Below are 15,965 nucleotides of genomic sequence, written 5' to 3' on the forward strand. Positions count from 1 at the left end.
CTTTCTCTTGAGGGACCACGTTGTCCTCCCCGGGGTCGGAGAGCACCCGCGACGGGCGGCGCCCTGCGGGAGTGCCCGGCCGGTCTCCCGGCCGGGGTCGGGATCAGCCCCGCAGGGGCTGCATGGCGGCGACGTCGGGGGCGCGGAGGCGCGCGGCCTCCGCGCTGGCGTCGTCGGGCTCGGACTCCGCCGCGTCCTCGGCCTGGGCGCGGGCGGTGTAGGCGTCGATCTCGGCCTGCCGGGTCGCGTCGTCCCAGCCGAGCAGCGGCGCGGCGATGTCGGCGATCTCGGGCAGCGCGGCCAGGCCGCGGTCCTCGACCTCGTAGACGAGGCGGGTGCGGTGCAGCAGCAGGTCCTCGAGGTGCAGGGCGCCCTCGTGGCTGACGCCGTAGTGGATCTCGGCGCGCAGGTACGCGGGGGCGTGCTCGAGCGGGCGCGCGAGCGACGGGTCCTGCTCGCACAGGTCGACGAGCTGGCGCAGCGACGACCCGTACCGGTGCAGCAGGTGGTCGACCATCGGCGGCGTCCAGCCGTACCGCGCCGCCCAGGTGCGGGCGAGCCGGCGGGTGGCCTGCAGCCCGACCGCGCCGAGCAGGGGGATCTTGTCGGTGATCGACGGCAGCGCGGCGGCGCGCTGCCCGATGGCGAAGTCCACGGCGTCCTTCGCCATCACGCGGTAGGTGGTGAGCTTGCCGCCCGCGATGACGGTGAGGCCGGGCACCGGGCTGGCGACGGTGTGCTCGCGCGACACCTTGGCCGAGCTGGTGCCCTCCTTGGTACCGGGCTGCAGCAGGGGGCGTAGCCCGGCGTACGTGCCGATGATGTCGTCGCGGGACAGCGGGTGGGCCAGCACGGCGTTCGCGTGGTCGAGGATGTAGTCGATGTCCTGCGCCGTGGCGATGGGGTGCGTCGGGTCCTGGTTCCACGGGGTGTCGGTGGTGCCGACCACCCAGTACCGGGACCACGGGATGACGAACAGCACGGACTTCTCGGTCTGCAGGATCAGGCCGACCGAGCCCTTGATGCGCTCGCGGGGGACGACGATGTGCACGCCCTTGGAGGCCAGCACCCGCAGGCCGCCGGAGTCGCCGGCGAGCGCCTCGGTGTCCTCCGTCCAGACGCCGGTCGCGTTGATGACGTGCCGGGCGCGGACGTTGATCTCCTCGCCGGTCTCCAGGTCGACCAGGACGGCGCCGTTCACCGCTCCGGTGGCGCCCTTGGTGAGCGCCACGACCTGGGTGCGGGACGCGGCGTGCGCGCCGTAGCTGACCGCCGTGCGCACGAGGGTGGCCACGAGGCGGGCGTCGTCGACGGACGCGTCCCAGTACTGCACGGCCCCGATGGCGGCGTCGTGCGCGAGGTCGGGGAACTTGCTGGCCATCCGCCGCCGGGACAGGTGCCGGTGCAGGGGCATGGCGCGGCGGCCGGGGGCGAGCGACGCGAGCGTGTCGTACAGCGCGATGCCGGCGCCGACGTACGCGCGCTCCCACAGCCGGTGCTCGAGCGGGTAGAGGAACGGCACCGGCTTGACCAGGTGCGGGGCGATGTCCTTGAGGAGGAGGTCCCGCTCGGTGAGCGCCTCCTTGACGAGGTGGAAGTCGAGCATCTGCAGGTAGCGCAGCCCGCCGTGCACCAGCTTGCTGCTGCGGCTGGACGTGCCCGACGCCCAGTCCTGCGCCTCGACGATGGCGGTCGACAGGCCGCGGGTGGCGGCGTCGAGCGCGATGCCCGCGCCGGTGACACCGCCGCCGACGACGAGCACGTCGAGCTCGCCACTGGGGGTCTGCGAGCCCTTGAGCGCGGCGAGAGCCTGGGTACGTGACTCGGCCGTGAGCCGGGTGGAGGCCATCGGGGTTCCTTCCGATCGACGACGACGCTCCCAGAGCAGCACCGCCAGCACGTCCGCGCAACCTGGGTGCACGAACGTGCAGGGTGAGATCCTGGACGGCATGGCGACGTATCGGGAACGCGACGTGGTGATGGCCGCGACGATGTACTACCTGCAGGACATGAAGATGGAGACGATCGCGCGCCACCTGCGCACGTCCCGCTCCACGGTGTCCCGCCTCATCAAGCGGGCGCGGGACACCGGCGTCGTCGAGATCACCCTGCGTCCCGGCCCCTCGCGGGCGCCCGGACTCGGCCAGGAGATCGCCGAGCGGCACGGCATCGACGCGTACGTGGTGCCCGTCTCGGACTCGGCCTCCGACGACGACCGGCTCCAGCAGGTGTCCATCACCACCGCGCGGCTGCTGGCGCGCTGGTTCGACTCCGACATGGTGCTCGGCGTGGCCTGGGGCACCACCCTTGCCGCGATCACCGAGCACCTGCCGCACAAGCCGACCCGCGGCTCCGCCGTCGTGCAGCTCAACGGCGCGGCCAACACGCGCACCTCGGGCATGAGCTACGCCGGCGACCTCATCTCCGGGTTCGGCACCGCCTTCGACGCCTCCGTCCACTACTTCCCGGTGCCCGCGTTCTTCGACTTCGCCGAGACCAAGGCCGCGATGTGGCGGGAGCGCTCCGTGCGGCGCGTGCTCGACGTCCAGGGGCGCGCCGACATCGCGCTGTTCTCGGTCGGCGCCCTCACCGGCGGCGTGCCGTCCCACGTGTACTCCGCGGGCTATCTCGAGCCGGACGACGTGGCCGTGCTGGACGCCGAGGGCGTCGTCGGCGACGTGTGCACGGTCTTCGTGCGCGGCGACGGCACCTACCGCGACATCCCCCTCAACGCCCGCGCCACCGGGCCGGCGCCCGCCGAGCTGCGGCGCATCCCGCGGCGGCTGTGCGCCGTCGCGGGCGACAACAAGGTGGCGCCCCTGCGGGCGGCGCTCGCGGCCGGCGTCGTCACCGACCTCGTGATCGACGAGGTCACGGCGGCCGCGCTCGTGGAGGAAGCGTGAACGTCCGTGCACCGGGACGCCCGCGCCGCGCGGGGGTCCCGCTCGTAGAGTGACGGCGTGCTTCCGGAACCGCCCGCGGACCGCCGGCCCCAGGACCACGGCGCGTCGTTCGCCGTCCGCTCCGCGATGCCGGCCGACATGCGGGCGGTGCGCCGCCTGGTGGAGCCGTACGCCGAGCGCCGCATCCTGCTGGCCAAGGAGATGGTCGGCTACTACGAGTCCGTGCAGGAGTTCCTCGTCGCCGCGGACGTCGACGGGGGAGTCGTGGGGTGCGGGGCGCTGCACGTCATGTGGGACGACCTCGCCGAGGTGCGCACCCTCGCCGCCGACCCGGCGTGGCGCGGCCGCGGCGTCGGGCACGCGATCGTCGAGGGGCTGGTCGACCGGGCGCGCCGGCTCGGGCTGCGCCGGGTGTTCTGCCTGACGTTCGAGGTGGGCTTCTTCCGCACGCACGGGTTCCGTGAGATCGACGGCACGCCCGTCGACGCCGACGTGTACGCCGAGCTGCTGCGCTCCCACGACGACGGCGTCGCCGAGTTCCTGGACCTGGCGCGCGTGAAGCCCAACACCCTCGGCAACACGCGGATGCTGCTCGAGCTCTGATCACCGTTGTGGGTGGGCCGGTGGCCCCGAGATCGGCGAGAAGAGGGCCACGATCCCACCCGCAACGGAGGGCGGGCATCAGGCGGGCAGGTGGTACCGCCCGGCGTCGTCCTGCTCGACGAGCCCGTCCTCGACCAGGCCGCCGAGGCAGCGGTCGACCTGGGCCTGGTCCGGGCCGGAGTCGGCGAGCAGCGCGCGGGGCACGGGGTCGACGGCGGCCCGCAGCGCGGCCATGACCCGCCCGCGCACCTGCCGGTCGGTGCCGTGCCAGGCCTGGGTGCGCCGACGGTGCGCGTGCGGGTCCGGCGGGTGGCTGGCGGCGCGCCAGGCGCACAGGTCGGCGACGGGGCAGGCCCCGCAGCGCGGCGCCCGCGCGGTGCACACCACGGCGCCGAGCTCCATCGACGCCGCCGCCCAGCGCGCGGCGCGCGCGTCGTCGTCGGGCACGACCCGGGCGGCGAGGTCGCGCTCCGCGGCGGTGGGGGAGGGCGCGCCGAGCGCGGCGCCGCCCAGCGTGCGGGCGAGCACGCGGCGCACGTTGGTGTCGACGACGACGGAGCGGCGCCCGAACGCGAACGCGCGCACGGCGGCGGCCGTGTACTCGCCGATCCCGGGCAGGGCCCGCAGCGCGTCCTCGTCGTCGGGGACCGTGCCGTCGTGGCGGCGGGCGATCGCGGCCGCGCACTGCTGCAGGCGCAGCGCCCGGCGCGGGTAGCCGAGCCGGTCCCACGCCCGCAGCACGTCGGCGGTGGGCGCGGCGGCGAGGTCCGCGGGGGTCGGCCAGCGTTCCATCCACGCGCGCCACACCGGCTCGACGCGCACCACCGGCGTCTGCTGCAGCATCACCTCGCTGACGAGCACGCCCCACGCCGTGCGGTCCGGGCGCCGCCAGGGCAGGTCGCGCGCGGCGTCGTCGAACCACGCGACGGTGCGCGCGACGAGCGCGTCCGTGGTGCCCGGCGCGGGCGACGTCGAGCGGGGCGGGGCGGGGACGGTCGGCACGGTGCCCCATTCTGGCCCACGAGCTGTCAGGGCCAGCGCCGCGTATACCGTCCCGTGACCCTGACAACTCGGCGGCGGGGCGCGGCGGCGCGGCTCCGCCGCAGGTGGGGGACCGCGTCGTACGGTGGCGCCGCGGCACGAACGAGACGGAGGGATGGCCCGTGGCACGTGCGGACGACGGGCGTCGAGGTGCCGGCACCTCGCGCGGCTCCGGCGCGCGCTCCGGCAGCGGTCGGACGGGCTCCGCGTCGTCGGGGCGGTCCGGCGGAGCGACGCGCGGCAAGGCGACGGGGAGCGCGAAGGGCGCGCCGCGGAGCACCGCGAAGGGGACGTCGAAGAGCACCTCGAAGGGCACCGCGAAGGGCGCGCCGCAGCGGTCCGGGCGGGGCGGAGCGACGGCGTCCGGGCGGTCCTCCGCCGGCGGCTCGGGCGGCCGGTCGTCAGCTGCGCGGTCGTCGAGCACCCGGTCCTCGAGCGCGAAGCCGTCGAGCGCCCGGTCGTCGAGTGCTCGGTCGTCGACGGGTCGGTCGTCGACGGGTCGGTCGGGGACCTCGCGGTCGGCGTCGTCGTCCCGCTCGCAGGGGGCGCGCCGGGGAGACCGGCGCGTCGTCACGACGTCGCGGCTGGTGGCCCCGGGGGCGTCGCGCGCGGGAGCCCGCTCGACGTCGTCCCGCCGCACCACGAGCCGCCGGACGGCGGCGCCGCGACGCGGCCGACGCTCGCTGGTCGTGTCGATGCTGGTCGTCGTGCTGCTGTGCGCGGTGGGCGTGGCCGGGGGCTACGGCCTCGGGCGGGTCGTCGACGGCGCCCGGAGCCTGCTCGCCGGCCCCGAGAGCCTGCCCGCCGACAAGGTCGCGGCGCCCGAGCCGCTGGACGTCGGCGGCCCCGCCACGACCTGCCGCGCGGACGACGTGGAGCTGGGCCTGTCCGCGAGCGCGACGACGGTCACCGAGGGCTCGCCGATGTCCTTCATGGTGCGCGTCACGAACGTGGGGCGCGTGCCGTGCCTGTTCGACGGCGCCGCCGCCAGCCGCGCCGTGACGATCACCGACGAGACCGGCAAGGAGAAGGTCTGGTCGTCCGCCGACTGCGTCGACGGGTCACGACCGCTGCTGCTCGGACCCGAGGGCGTCGACGCGGGCGAGGTGCACTGGAAGTCCGTCCAGGGCTGCGCGAAGAAGGCGCCGGCCGTCGGGGCGGGCACCTACCAGGCCACCGCCTCGCTGGAGGACGTGCCGGGCGCCACCAGCGAGCCCGTGACGTTCACCGTCGCGGCGAAGGCCAAGCCGCACTCCGACGACGCCAAGGACACCGGGGACGCCGACGACGGCACGGCGTCGGGCGACGCCGCGAAGAGCGACGACAAGACGGGCGACGAGAAGGTCGGCGACGACGCGGCCGATGCGGCGGACCGCGACGCGAAGGACGAGGGCGACGAGAAGGCCGCCGCGGACGAGAAGGCCGCGACCGACTGACCGCCCGGGGTCGGTGGACCTCCCGGCGCCGTGCGCGCGCCCTCGGCTACCGTGCGGGCGTGCTCGAACCCGTCCGCCCCGGTGACGTCCCCGACCTGAGCGCCTTCCTGCGCGGCGCGGACCTCACGGTCGCGGGCCTGGACGCGCCCGCGGTGCACCTGTGGGCCCGGCGCGACGACGCGGGCATCGCGGCGAGCGCGGGCTACGAGCTCAGCGCGGACGGCCGCCACGCCCTCGTCCGCAGCACCGCCGTGCGTCCGGACCTGCGCGGCCGGGGCGCCGGGCTCGCGGCCGCGACGTTCGCCGTCGAGCGGGCCGCGGAGTCCGGGGCGGTGACGGCGTGGCTGTTCTCCCGCCGGTCCGGGCCGTTCTGGCAGCGGCTGGGCTTCACCCGTACGACGACCCACGCGCTGGCCGCGGCGCTGCCGGACGCGCAGCAGGTGCTGTTGTTCCGCCGGACCGGTCAGCTCGACCGGGAGGTCGCGTGGAGCCGTCCGCTGCGGGGGTGAGCGGGTCGGCGACGCCGCCGCGAGCGGTCAGACGTACCGCTCGAGGATGCTGGACTCCGCGAGGCGCGACAGGCCCTCGCGCACGGCGCGGGCACGCTGCTCGCCCACCCCGTCGACGGCCATGAGGTCGTCGACGCTCGCGGCGAGGAGCTTCTGCAGCCCGCCGAAGTGTCCGACGAGCCGCTCGATGATGGCATTGGGCAGGCGCGGCACCTTGGACAGCAGGCGGTAGCCGTGCGGCGCGACGGCGGCGTCGAGGGCGACGCCCCCGCCGGGCAGCTCGAGGACGCGGCCGATGTGACCGAGGTCGAGCAGCTGGGCGGAGTCGAGGGCGGCGAGGTCGGCGTGCACGCCGGCGAGGGTGCGGCCGCCTCGCTCGAGCTCCACGTAGTCCCGCACGACGAAGTCGCGGTCGGCGCCGATGCCGCCGATGAGCTCGTCGAGCTGGAGGGCGAGGAGGCGGCCGTCGGCGCCGAGCTCGACGACGTACCCGTCGATCTCCTCGGAGATCCGGCGCACCATCTCGAGGCGCTGGACGACGGAGCACACGTCGCGCACGGTGACGAGGTCCTCGATCTCCAGCGCGGACAGGGTGCCGGACACCTCGTCGAGGCGGGAGCGGTACCGCTCGAGGGTGGCCAGCGCCTGGTTGGCGCGGCCGAGGATCGTGTCCGGGTCCTCGAGGACGTGCCGGTGCGCCCCGACGTAGATGGCGATGATCCGCATGGACTGGCTGACCGAGATCACGGGGAGGCCGGACTGCTTGGCCACGCGCTCGGCGGTGCGGTGCCGGGTGCCGGACTCGCTGGTCTCGATCGACGGGTCGGGCAGCAGCTGGACGGCGGCGCGGCGGATGCGGGTGGCGTCGTGGTCGAGCACGCACGCGCCGTCCATCTTCGACAGCTCACGCAGCCGGGTGGCGGAGAACTGGACGTCCAGCTCGAAGCCGCCGGAGCACATCTGCTCGACCGTCTTGTCGAGGCCGAGCACGATGAGCGCACCCGTGCGCCCGCGCAGGATGCGCTCGAGACCGTCGCGCAGCTCGGTGCCGGGGGCGACCGCGGCAAGCGTCTCCCGGAGCAGGGCATCGGAGTGCACGGAGGAGGGAGCCACGGGGGAATCCTACGACGTCAGGGGTCACTCGCCCCGGCGATCCGCCGATCGGACGCCGACCCCCGCGAGCTCGACCGCCTCGGCGAGGTGCCGGGCCTCCAGGAGCTGCATCCCGGCGGGCGCCTTGACCGACGACCCGGCGGGGACGACGGCGCGCACGAAGCCGAGGCGGGCGGCCTCGCCGACCCGGCGGTCCAGGCCGGTGACCGGCCGGATGTCGCCCGCGAGGCCGACCTCGCCGAGCGCGACGGTGCCGGTGGGCAGCGGCTCGCCCGTCCGCGCGGAGACGATCGCCAGGGCCGTGGCCAGGTCGGCGGCGGGCTCGGTGACCCGCGCGCCGCCGATCGTGGAGACGTACACGTCCTGGTCGGCGAGGCGCAGGCCCGCGTGCCGGTGCAGGACGGCGAGGATCATCGCGAGCCGCGACGACTCGACGCCGCTGGTGGTGCGCCGCGGGTTGGCCAGGGGCGACGGCGCGACGAGGGACTGGAGCTCGAGGGCGAGCGGGCGCCGGCCCTCGAGCGTCACGGTGACGCAGGTGCCCGGCACACCCGCGCCGAGGTGGGAGAGGAACAGGCCGCTCGGGTCGCTCAGCCCGACGATCCCCGCCTCGGACAGCTCGAAGCAGCCGACCTCGTCGGTGGGGCCGTACCGGTTCTTCACCGCGCGGACCATCCGCAGCCGGGAGTGCCGGTCGCCCTCGAACTGGCACACGACGTCGACCAGGTGCTCCAGCGTGCGCGGCCCGGCCACCGTGCCGTCCTTCGTGACGTGGCCGACCAGCAGCACGGGCACCTGCCGCGACTTGGCCACGGCGATGAGCGACGCCGCGACCTCGCGCACCTGGCTCACGCCGCCGGGGGCGCCGTCCACCTCGGACGACGCGATGGTCTGCACGGAGTCGACGACGAGGAGGTCGGGCTCGTTGGCCTCGACGTGGCCGAGCACCGTGCCCAGGTCGGTCTCGGCGGCGAGCAGCAGCGTGGGGGCCAGGGCCCCGACGCGCTCGGCGCGCAGCCGCACCTGCCCGGCCGACTCCTCGCCCGTCACGTACAGCACGGTGCGGGCGTCGCGGCCGTCGGCGCCGCGCGCGTAGGTGGCGGCGACGTCGAGCAGCAGGGTCGACTTGCCGACGCCCGGCTCGCCCGCCAGCAGCACGACGGCGCCGGGCACGAGCCCGCCGCCGAGCACCCGGTCCAGCTCCGCGACCTGCGTGGGCGCCGCCTGCGCGGCGGCGACGTCGATGTCCCCGATGGGCCTCGCCGGGGTGCGGCCCGGGCTGACCGCGACGGTGCGCGGCCCCGTCGCGGCGGGGCCCTCGTCGGTCACCGTGCCCCACTCCTGGCACTCGCCGCAGCGGCCCACCCACTTGGGGGTGGTCCACCCGCACTCGGTGCAGCGGTAGCCGGGGCGCGACTGCTTGGCGCGGGTGCGGGACGACGTCGTGGTGCTCACGTCGTCCGACGCTAGGGGTCGGCACCGACAACGGGGTGCGCGACGATGGCGACATGGTCGACGACGCGACGCCCGCGCCGGCGGACGTGAGCCGCTTCCTGCACGACGGCCGCCTCCCGGCGATGCCCCGTCGGCGGGAGCACCGCCGGGCGGTGGCGCGCTGGCTCGCGCACGCCGTGCTGCCGACGCTCCTCGACACCGTGGGGGAGCGGGAGCTCACCGACCGGCTGGCGGAGCTCGTGGACGACCCGGTGGGCGTGCGGCGCGCCCTCGTCGACCTGGGCCTCGTGCACCGCACCCGCGACGGCGCGGAGTACTGGCGCACGGAGCTGACCGAGCACGACCGGGTCGCCGCGTTCGAGGACGTCGTCACCGACGCCGGCGTCCGTCGCACGTTCCACCTCGACGGCGCCCGGATCGACTCGATCGCCGCGCTCTACGACGAGCTGAACCGCGTGTTCATGGCTGGCGAGGACTGGGACCTCGGGCCGAGCCTCGACGCGCTGAGCGACCTGCTGCACGGCGGCATCGGCGCGGCGCACGGCGCGGACCGCCTCGCCGTCGTCTGGCACGACTTCGCCCGCTCGCGAGATGCTCTCGGCTTCGCCGCGACCCGCGAGTACTACCGGGCGAAGATCGCCGACCCGCGGTTCGACGCGGCGCTGTTCCAGCGGCGGCTGGACGACCTCGAGGCCGGGCGCGGCACGACCTACGCCGAGCTGGTCCTGGAGGTCTTCGCCGACCACCCCGATGTCGAGCTGCTGCTGCGCTGAGCGTGCGGTGCGGGCGCGCAGGCCGACGCGCGACCGACACACGGCCCCTGGCGCGGCCGAATCGGGACCGGGCGCCCCTAGGCTGCGGGGTGCACCGCCGCCGACCCCGCAGGAGGACATCGTGAGCCAGGCACGCACGGGCGGGAACGGCCGCCCGTCGCCGGAGGTGTTCCGCCGCCGGCGCATCGTGGTGGCGGCGGCCGCGGGCGCGCTGGTGCTGCTGGTCGTGCTGCTGACGGCGTTCGTGTGGCCGGGGTTCGCGCGCGAGGAGCCGGAGCCCCAGGCGACGGTGACGGCCCCGGTGCCGACGCCGACGATCTCGCCCAGCGGTCGGCCGGAGGAGGGGCAGACGGCGTTCGTCAAGGCGCAGCCGGACTCGGTGCTGGCGCTCGCGCTGCGCGCGGTCACCGAGGACAAGTCCTGGGAGGACGACGCGGACGCCGTCGAGTCGTGGCAGCTCGTCTACGCGGACGGTGACGGCGAGGGCGCGACGACGGTCGAGGTGCACGCCGGGCAGTGGGAGGACGACGACGCGGCCACCGGCGCGTACGAGGCCCTGGTCAAGGCGGCCGGCGAGCCGACCGGCGAGGGAGAGGTCGCGGTCAAGGGCGAGACGACCGGCGCGTACGTCGTGACTCCCGGCTCGACCGAGGGCACCGCCGTCGTGACGTGGCGCAACGGCACCGCGGTGCTGCAGGCCACGGGCCCGGCGGACCTGGTCGAGGACTTCTACTCCGCCTACCCGCTCTAGGTCCGCCGCCCGGTCTCCAGCACCCGCGGCGACGTACCGTGGTGCCCGTGAGCGAGCAGACTGACGAGCAAGCCGGAGCCCCGACGAACAGCCGGGTGGGCGGCGTGAAGATGGCGTTCCTCGGGACGGGGAACATGGGCGAGGCGGTGCTGGCGGGCGCCCTGTCCGCCGGCGTCGTGCCGCAGGACGTGGTGGCCACCTCCCGCCGGACCGAGCGCGGGGAGCACCTCACCGAGCGGTTCGGGGTCCGCGCCACGACGGACAACGTCGCCGCGGTCGCGGGGGCGCACGTCGTCGTCATCGGCGTGAAGCCCAAGGACGTGGGCGCGATGCTCGACCGCGTGGCGGACGCCCTGGAGCCGGGCGCCGTCGTCGTCAGCGTCGCCGCCGGCCTGCCGCTGTCGTTCTTCGAGCAGCGGCTGCCCGCCGGGACGCCCGTCGTCCGGGCGATGCCCAACACCCCCGCCCTGGTGGGCGCGGGGGTCACCGCCGTCGTCGGCGGCAGCGCGGCGCGGGAGGACGACATCGCGCTGGTCGAGCAGGTGCTCGCCGGCTCCGGGCACGTCTTCCGCGTCGCGGAGAAGGACATCGACGCGTTCGGCGCGCTCGCGGGCTCGGGCCCGGCCTACGTGTTCTACGTGGTCGACGCCATGGCGGAGGCCGGCGTGCTGCTGGGCCTGACGCGCGACGTCGCCCGGCGCCTCGCCGTCGAGACCGTGCTGGGCTCGGCGAAGCTGCTCGACGAGACCGGGGAGCACCCCGTGCTGCTGCGCGAGAAGGTCTCCTCGCCCGGCGGCACCACGGTCGCCGCCCTGCGCAAGCTCGACGACGGCGGCGTGCGCGCCGCGTTCCTCGACGCGCTGGAGGCGGCGCGCGACCGGTCGCGCGAGCTCGCCGCCGAGCACGGCTGAGCCGGGTCGGGAGCCGGTCGTGACGGGCGTTCGGACGGACGACGGGGCGGGGTCCGCGCGGCGGGGGCGCCGGCCCGCGGGCCAGGACACGCGCGACCTCGTGCTCGCCGGCGCGCGGGAGGAGTTCCGCGAACGGGGCTACGAGGCGTCGTCCGTCCGGTCGGTCGCGCGGCGCGCGGGCGTCGACCCGGGCACGGTGCGGCACTGGTTCGGCGACAAGACACGCCTGTTCACCGCGGCGCTCGGCCTGGCGGACGTCGACCCCGCGACGGTCGTCCGGGCGGCGGCCGAGGGGCCGGTCGACGGCCTGGGGGAGCGGCTGGTGCGGGCGGTCGTCGAGCTGTGGGACGCGGACGGCGGCACCACCGTGCGGCTGGTCATCCCCGCCGTGATGACGGACCCGGGGCTGCGCGGCCTGCTGCCGCAGTTCCTCGGCGCGGAGATCCTCGGCCCGCTGGTGCGGCGGCTCGACGTCGCCGACGCGCGGCTGCGGACGGCGCTCGTCGCGTCCCAGGTGGCGGGGGTGCTCATGACGCGCTTCCTCGTGCCGATCGACCCGCTGGCGTCCCTGCCGCCGGCGCGCGTCGCGGCCCTCGTCGGCCCGACCGTGCAGCGCTACCTCACGGCAGACCTGCCCGCGGGCATTGCGCCGTCCCCGGACGAGGAGCACAATTCCCCACATGGGGAATAACGACGCCGCGGTGCGGGTCCGGGGGCTCCGCGTCGAGCGCGGCGGCCGCACGATCATCGACGGGCTCGACGTGTCGGTGCCCGCCGGCCAGGTGGTGGGCCTGCTCGGGCCGTCCGGCTCGGGCAAGACGACGCTGCTGCGCGCCGTCGTCGGCGTCCAGGCGCGCGTGACGGGCGAGGTGACGGTGCTCGGCGAGCCGGCCGGCTCGCCCGGTCTGCGCCGCCGCGTCGGCTACGTGACGCAGGCCGCGTCCGTGTACGCGGACCTCACGGTGGTGCAGAACCTGCGGTACTTCGCCGAGCTGGCCGGCCTGCCGCGCGCCGGGGCGGAGGCCGCGGTACGGCGCGCCGTCGCCGCCGTCGACCTGGGCGGGCACGAGAAGCAGCGCGTCGGCACGCTGTCGGGGGGCGAGCGCTCCCGGGTCTCCCTCGCGGCCGCGCTGGTCGCCGACCCCGAGCTGCTCGTGCTGGACGAGCCCACGGTCGGCCTCGACCCCGTGCTGCGCCGCGACCTGTGGGCGATGTTCCGCCGTCTCGCGGGCGAGGGCCGCGCCCTGCTGGTCTCCAGCCACGTCATGGACGAGGCCACCCAGTGCGACCGGCTCCTGCTGCTGCGCGACGGGACGCTCGTCGCCGACACCACCCCGGCCGAGCTGCTCGCCACCACCGGCGCGCCCGACGCGGAGCGCGCCTTCCTCGCCCTCATCGACCAGCGGGCCGCCACGACCGGGGAGGGGTCCCGATGACGCTCACCACCACGACCGCGGGCCGCGTGCTGGCCCAGCTCCGGTTCGACCGCCGCACGGTCGCGCTCATCCTCGTGCTGCCCTGCCTTCTGCTCGGGCTCATCGCGTGGATGTTCGACGGCACCCCCGTGCTCGACCAGTTCGGCCCGATGCTCGTGGGGCTGTTCCCGCTCGTCGTGATGTTCCTCGTCACGAGCGTCGCCACGCTGCGCGAGCGGCAGTCGGGCACCCTCGAGCGGCTGATGACGACGCCGCTGCGCAAGGGCGACTTCGTGGCCGGCTACGCGCTCGCCTTCGCCGGGCTCGCCCTGCTGCAGTCGCTGGTGGTCGTGGGCTTCGCGCTCGCCGTCGGGATGGACGTGCTCGGCCCGCTGTGGCTGGTGCTCGTCGTCGGCATGCTCGACGCCGTCCTCGGCTGCTGCATGGGCCTGGCGGCCTCCGCCCTCGCGCGCACCGAGTTCCAGGCCGTGCAGATGATGCCGGCGATCATCTTTCCCCAGCTCATCACCTGCGGCCTGCTCATGCCGCGCGACCAGATGCCCGAGGTGCTCGAGTGGCTCTCGCGGGTGTTCCCGCTCACCTACGCCGTCGACGCGATGCAGACCTTGGCCGCCGGCGGCGAGTGGGTCGACGTCCGGGGCGCCGTGGGTGCCATCGTGCTGTTCATCGTCGGCGCCGTCGTCCTCGGCATCGCTACCCTGCGGCGCCGCACTGCCTGACGCCCACCGCGTGGGTTGAGCCTGTCGAAACCACCTCACCGGGTTTCGACAGGCTCGACCAGCGGGTGGTGATCAGCGGAAGCGCGGATCGTTCCCGGCGCGGGTGCTGACCACCAGCCCGAGCTCGTCCGCGACGTCCTCCCAGTCGACGTACGAGAACCCGGTGGCGTCGCCGCGGCCGTCCTCGACGTCCGCGCCGGTCTCCGGCTCGTCGTGCGTGACCAGCAGGCCCTCGTCGAAGTCGCCCACCGGGCGGTGCGTGACGGCGAGCCCGTCGGAGCCGTTGACGTCGTCGACGCCTCCGGTGCCCTCGACCCGGAACGAGCCGAGGGCCTTGTTGCGGCCCGTGGTCGAGTAGACGGCGTAGGTGTCGTCGCCCTGGCTGGAGACGATGACGTAGCCCGTGCGGCCGGGGCCGTGGTAGACGTCCACGCCCTCGGCGTCGGCGGTCAGCAGGTCGCCGCCGAACGGGTTCTTCGCTACCGCCTGCTCCTGCGACGAGCCGTCGGCTGGCGAGCACTCCTCGGTCTGCGGGTCGTAGGCGTCCTGGACGCCGAAGTCCGTGACGGTGTCGACGAGCGACGGGGTGCCCGAGCCGAGCGGGAGCCGCAGCTTCCACAGCCCGACGTCCTCCTGCGCGGCGTACAGGGTGCCGGTGCGCTGGTCGACGGACAGCCCCTCGAGCTGGGGGCCGGTGCCCGGCTCCTCGCACGGCGTCCAGGTGCTGCCGTCGGGCAGGTCGAACGACGCGGGCAGGTCGAGGTGCTCCACGTCGTCGTACCCGACGGTGCCGTCGTCGCCGGGGACGAGGCGCGCGGTGGCGACGCGCGTGGTGCCTTCCTGCGTCACGACCGCGTACGCGTCGTCGCCGTCCTGCCAGACCGCCAGCCCGTACGCCGTGTGCTCGGAGCCGACGCCCTCCCGGTCCGGCTGGAACAGGAACGGCTGCTCGGGCGCGGTGATCTCGGTGAGCGGCGCGTCCGCGTCGGCGCCGTCCGCGTCGATCGCGAAGAGACGCAGCTGGTCGTTGTAGCGGTCGGAGACGACGGCGACGTCCACCGTCTCGCCGCCGACCTCGAGCCCGTAGGTGATGTCGACGTTGTTGTAGCGGCCGGCGACGCCGTCCGCCCGGGGCGCCGGGTCGGCGGCGACGGCCTGCAGCTCGTCGCCGTCGGCGTCGTACACGCGCAGGCCGCCCTCCTTGGCCGTGGCCAGCACCAGCGACTCGTCCGCGTCGTCCGGGTGCACCCAGATCGCCGGGTCGTCGCCGGAGGCGTTGCCGCCCGCCTCGTCGTCGTACAGTACGGGCGTCTCGACGTCGGTCGTCACGGTGGCCACGTCGTTCCCGTGGTGTCCGTGGTCGCCGTGCCCCGGGTGACCCCACGCCGCCGATGCGGGGACGAGGGCGACGGCGGGCAGCAGCAGGAGCGCCGGCAGGGCGGCGCGTCGGGGTGATCGCATGGACGGGAACTCTGGCCCGCGCGGTCGACGCTCCGGTGTCCCGCCGGTGAACGTGGGCGGAACATGCCTCGTCGGTCGAGCCCGTCGAGACCTGGCCCCCGCTGGGTGAGCTTGTCGAGACCCGGATCCGGGTTTCGACAGGCTCAACCGGCGGAGGGGGTCAGGGCCGCGCCGAGAACCGCTCCAGCAGGTCGGCGTGCCCGGAGCAGACGAGCAGGTCGTTGGCGCTGACGCGCGTCTCGGGCGTCGCGTACTGGAACTCCACGCCGGGCGACTTCACGCCGATGACGGTGACGCCGTACCGCTTGCGGATGTCGGACTGGGCGAGCGTGAAGCCCTGCATCTCCTTCGGCGGGCGCATCTTCACGATGGTGAAGCCGTCCTCCACCTCGATGTAGTCGAGCATCTTGCCGCTCACGAGGTGCGCCACGCGGGAGCCGGCGTCGGCCTCCGGGTAGACGACGTGGTGTGCGCCGATGCGGGTGAGGATGCGGCCGTGCTCCGCGGAGATGGCCTTGGCCCAGATCTGCGGGGTGCCGAGGTCCACGAGGTTCGCGGTGATGAGCACGGACGCCTCGAGCTCCGTGCCCACGCCCACCACCGCGACGCCGAAGTCCTTCGCGCCGAGCTGGACCAGCGCCTCCGCCTCCGCGGCGTCCGCCTCGACCAGCGGCAGCCGGCCGGACCACTGCGCCACGAGCTTCTCGTCGCGCTCGACGGCGAGCACGTCCTGCCCCAGCCGGTCCAGCGTCGTCGCGAGCGAGGAGCCGAAGCGGCCGAGCCCGATCACGAGCACGCCCGCGTCGCGCGCGGGAGCCTTCTTGTCCGCCACGGTTCTCCTCCGTCAGGCCGGT

The 15,965-nt window shown here is 75.2% G+C and carries 16 protein-coding genes; 10 read left to right on the forward strand and 6 right to left on the reverse strand.

Features of this window, described 5'->3' with window-relative positions; genetic code table 11:
* Window positions 1-103: 103 nt before the first annotated feature.
* The gene (locus tag AAG589_RS05850) at window positions 104-1,849 is read right to left on the reverse strand and encodes a glycerol-3-phosphate dehydrogenase/oxidase (protein ID WP_430566336.1); all 1,746 of its coding nucleotides are present in this window, start codon (window positions 1,847-1,849) and stop codon (window positions 104-106) included.
* Window positions 1,850-1,949: 100 nt separating this feature from the next.
* Between AAG589_RS05850 and AAG589_RS05855 the strand changes: the two genes are divergently transcribed.
* A complete protein-coding gene (locus AAG589_RS05855; protein ID WP_430566337.1) occupies window positions 1,950-2,903 on the forward strand; it encodes a sugar-binding transcriptional regulator in 954 nt (317 codons plus the stop codon).
* 57 nt (window positions 2,904-2,960) lie between these two features.
* Entirely contained in the window at window positions 2,961-3,506 is a 546-nt protein-coding gene (locus AAG589_RS05860) for an amino-acid N-acetyltransferase (RefSeq protein ID WP_430566338.1), read from the forward strand.
* A gap of 78 nt (window positions 3,507-3,584) precedes the next feature.
* Here the strand turns inward: AAG589_RS05860 and AAG589_RS05865 are convergent, their stop codons facing one another.
* Window positions 3,585-4,508: an A/G-specific adenine glycosylase gene (locus AAG589_RS05865; protein ID WP_430566339.1), complete on the reverse strand. Its 924-nt coding sequence runs from the start codon at window positions 4,506-4,508 to the stop codon at window positions 3,585-3,587.
* Window positions 4,509-5,236: 728 nt separating this feature from the next.
* Here AAG589_RS05865 and AAG589_RS05870 point away from each other — a divergent pair.
* Together AAG589_RS05870 and AAG589_RS05875 are read left to right on the forward strand one after the other, a co-directional pair.
* Window positions 5,237-5,983, forward strand: a complete 747-nt coding sequence (locus tag AAG589_RS05870; protein WP_430566340.1) for a hypothetical protein — start codon at window positions 5,237-5,239, stop codon at window positions 5,981-5,983.
* Window positions 5,984-6,042: 59 nt separating this feature from the next.
* A complete protein-coding gene (locus AAG589_RS05875; RefSeq protein WP_430566341.1) occupies window positions 6,043-6,492 on the forward strand; it encodes a GNAT family N-acetyltransferase in 450 nt (149 codons plus the stop codon).
* A gap of 27 nt (window positions 6,493-6,519) precedes the next feature.
* Here the strand turns inward: AAG589_RS05875 and disA are convergent, their stop codons facing one another.
* Both disA and radA read right to left on the reverse strand, forming a co-directional pair.
* Window positions 6,520-7,605, reverse strand: a complete 1,086-nt coding sequence (gene disA / locus AAG589_RS05880; protein ID WP_430566342.1) for a DNA integrity scanning diadenylate cyclase DisA — start codon at window positions 7,603-7,605, stop codon at window positions 6,520-6,522.
* A 24-nt stretch (window positions 7,606-7,629) separates the two neighbouring features.
* Entirely contained in the window at window positions 7,630-9,060 is a 1,431-nt protein-coding gene (gene radA, locus AAG589_RS05885; RefSeq protein WP_430566343.1) for a DNA repair protein RadA, read from the reverse strand.
* Between the two features lie 53 nt (window positions 9,061-9,113).
* Between radA and AAG589_RS05890 the strand changes: the two genes are divergently transcribed.
* The 6 genes from AAG589_RS05890 (at window position 9,114) to AAG589_RS05915 (ending at window position 13,650) form a co-directional block, all read left to right on the forward strand.
* Entirely contained in the window at window positions 9,114-9,833 is a 720-nt protein-coding gene (locus tag AAG589_RS05890; RefSeq protein ID WP_430566344.1) for a DUF2087 domain-containing protein, read from the forward strand.
* 121 nt (window positions 9,834-9,954) lie between these two features.
* Window positions 9,955-10,584 carry a hypothetical protein gene (locus AAG589_RS05895; RefSeq protein WP_430566345.1) on the forward strand — a complete coding sequence of 210 codons (630 nt, stop codon included), beginning with the start codon at window positions 9,955-9,957 and terminating at the stop codon, window positions 10,582-10,584.
* 47 nt (window positions 10,585-10,631) lie between these two features.
* Window positions 10,632-11,495 (forward strand): pyrroline-5-carboxylate reductase, encoded by an 864-nt coding sequence (gene proC / locus AAG589_RS05900; RefSeq protein ID WP_430566346.1) that lies wholly within the window; start codon window positions 10,632-10,634, stop codon window positions 11,493-11,495.
* Between the two features lie 19 nt (window positions 11,496-11,514).
* Window positions 11,515-12,186 (forward strand): TetR/AcrR family transcriptional regulator, encoded by a 672-nt coding sequence (locus AAG589_RS05905; RefSeq protein WP_430566347.1) that lies wholly within the window; start codon window positions 11,515-11,517, stop codon window positions 12,184-12,186.
* On the forward strand, window positions 12,176-12,931 hold the full coding sequence (locus tag AAG589_RS05910) for an ABC transporter ATP-binding protein (RefSeq protein ID WP_430566348.1): 756 nt from the start codon (window positions 12,176-12,178) through the stop codon (window positions 12,929-12,931). Before AAG589_RS05905 ends, AAG589_RS05910 begins: the two co-directional genes overlap by 11 nt.
* On the forward strand, window positions 12,928-13,650 hold the full coding sequence (locus tag AAG589_RS05915; RefSeq protein ID WP_430566349.1) for an ABC transporter permease: 723 nt from the start codon (window positions 12,928-12,930) through the stop codon (window positions 13,648-13,650). The genes AAG589_RS05910 and AAG589_RS05915 overlap by 4 nt, the downstream gene beginning before the upstream one ends.
* Before the next feature lie 72 nt (window positions 13,651-13,722).
* Here the strand turns inward: AAG589_RS05915 and AAG589_RS05920 are convergent, their stop codons facing one another.
* Together AAG589_RS05920 and AAG589_RS05925 are read right to left on the reverse strand one after the other, a co-directional pair.
* A complete protein-coding gene (locus AAG589_RS05920) occupies window positions 13,723-15,111 on the reverse strand; it encodes a phytase (protein ID WP_430566350.1) in 1,389 nt (462 codons plus the stop codon).
* A 160-nt stretch (window positions 15,112-15,271) separates the two neighbouring features.
* The gene (locus AAG589_RS05925; protein WP_430566351.1) at window positions 15,272-15,943 is read right to left on the reverse strand and encodes a potassium channel family protein; all 672 of its coding nucleotides are present in this window, start codon (window positions 15,941-15,943) and stop codon (window positions 15,272-15,274) included.
* Window positions 15,944-15,965 lie beyond the last annotated feature (22 nt).

The organism is Isoptericola sp. F-RaC21, assembly GCF_038593535.1.
Classification (GTDB): Bacteria; Actinomycetota; Actinomycetes; order Actinomycetales; family Cellulomonadaceae; genus Isoptericola.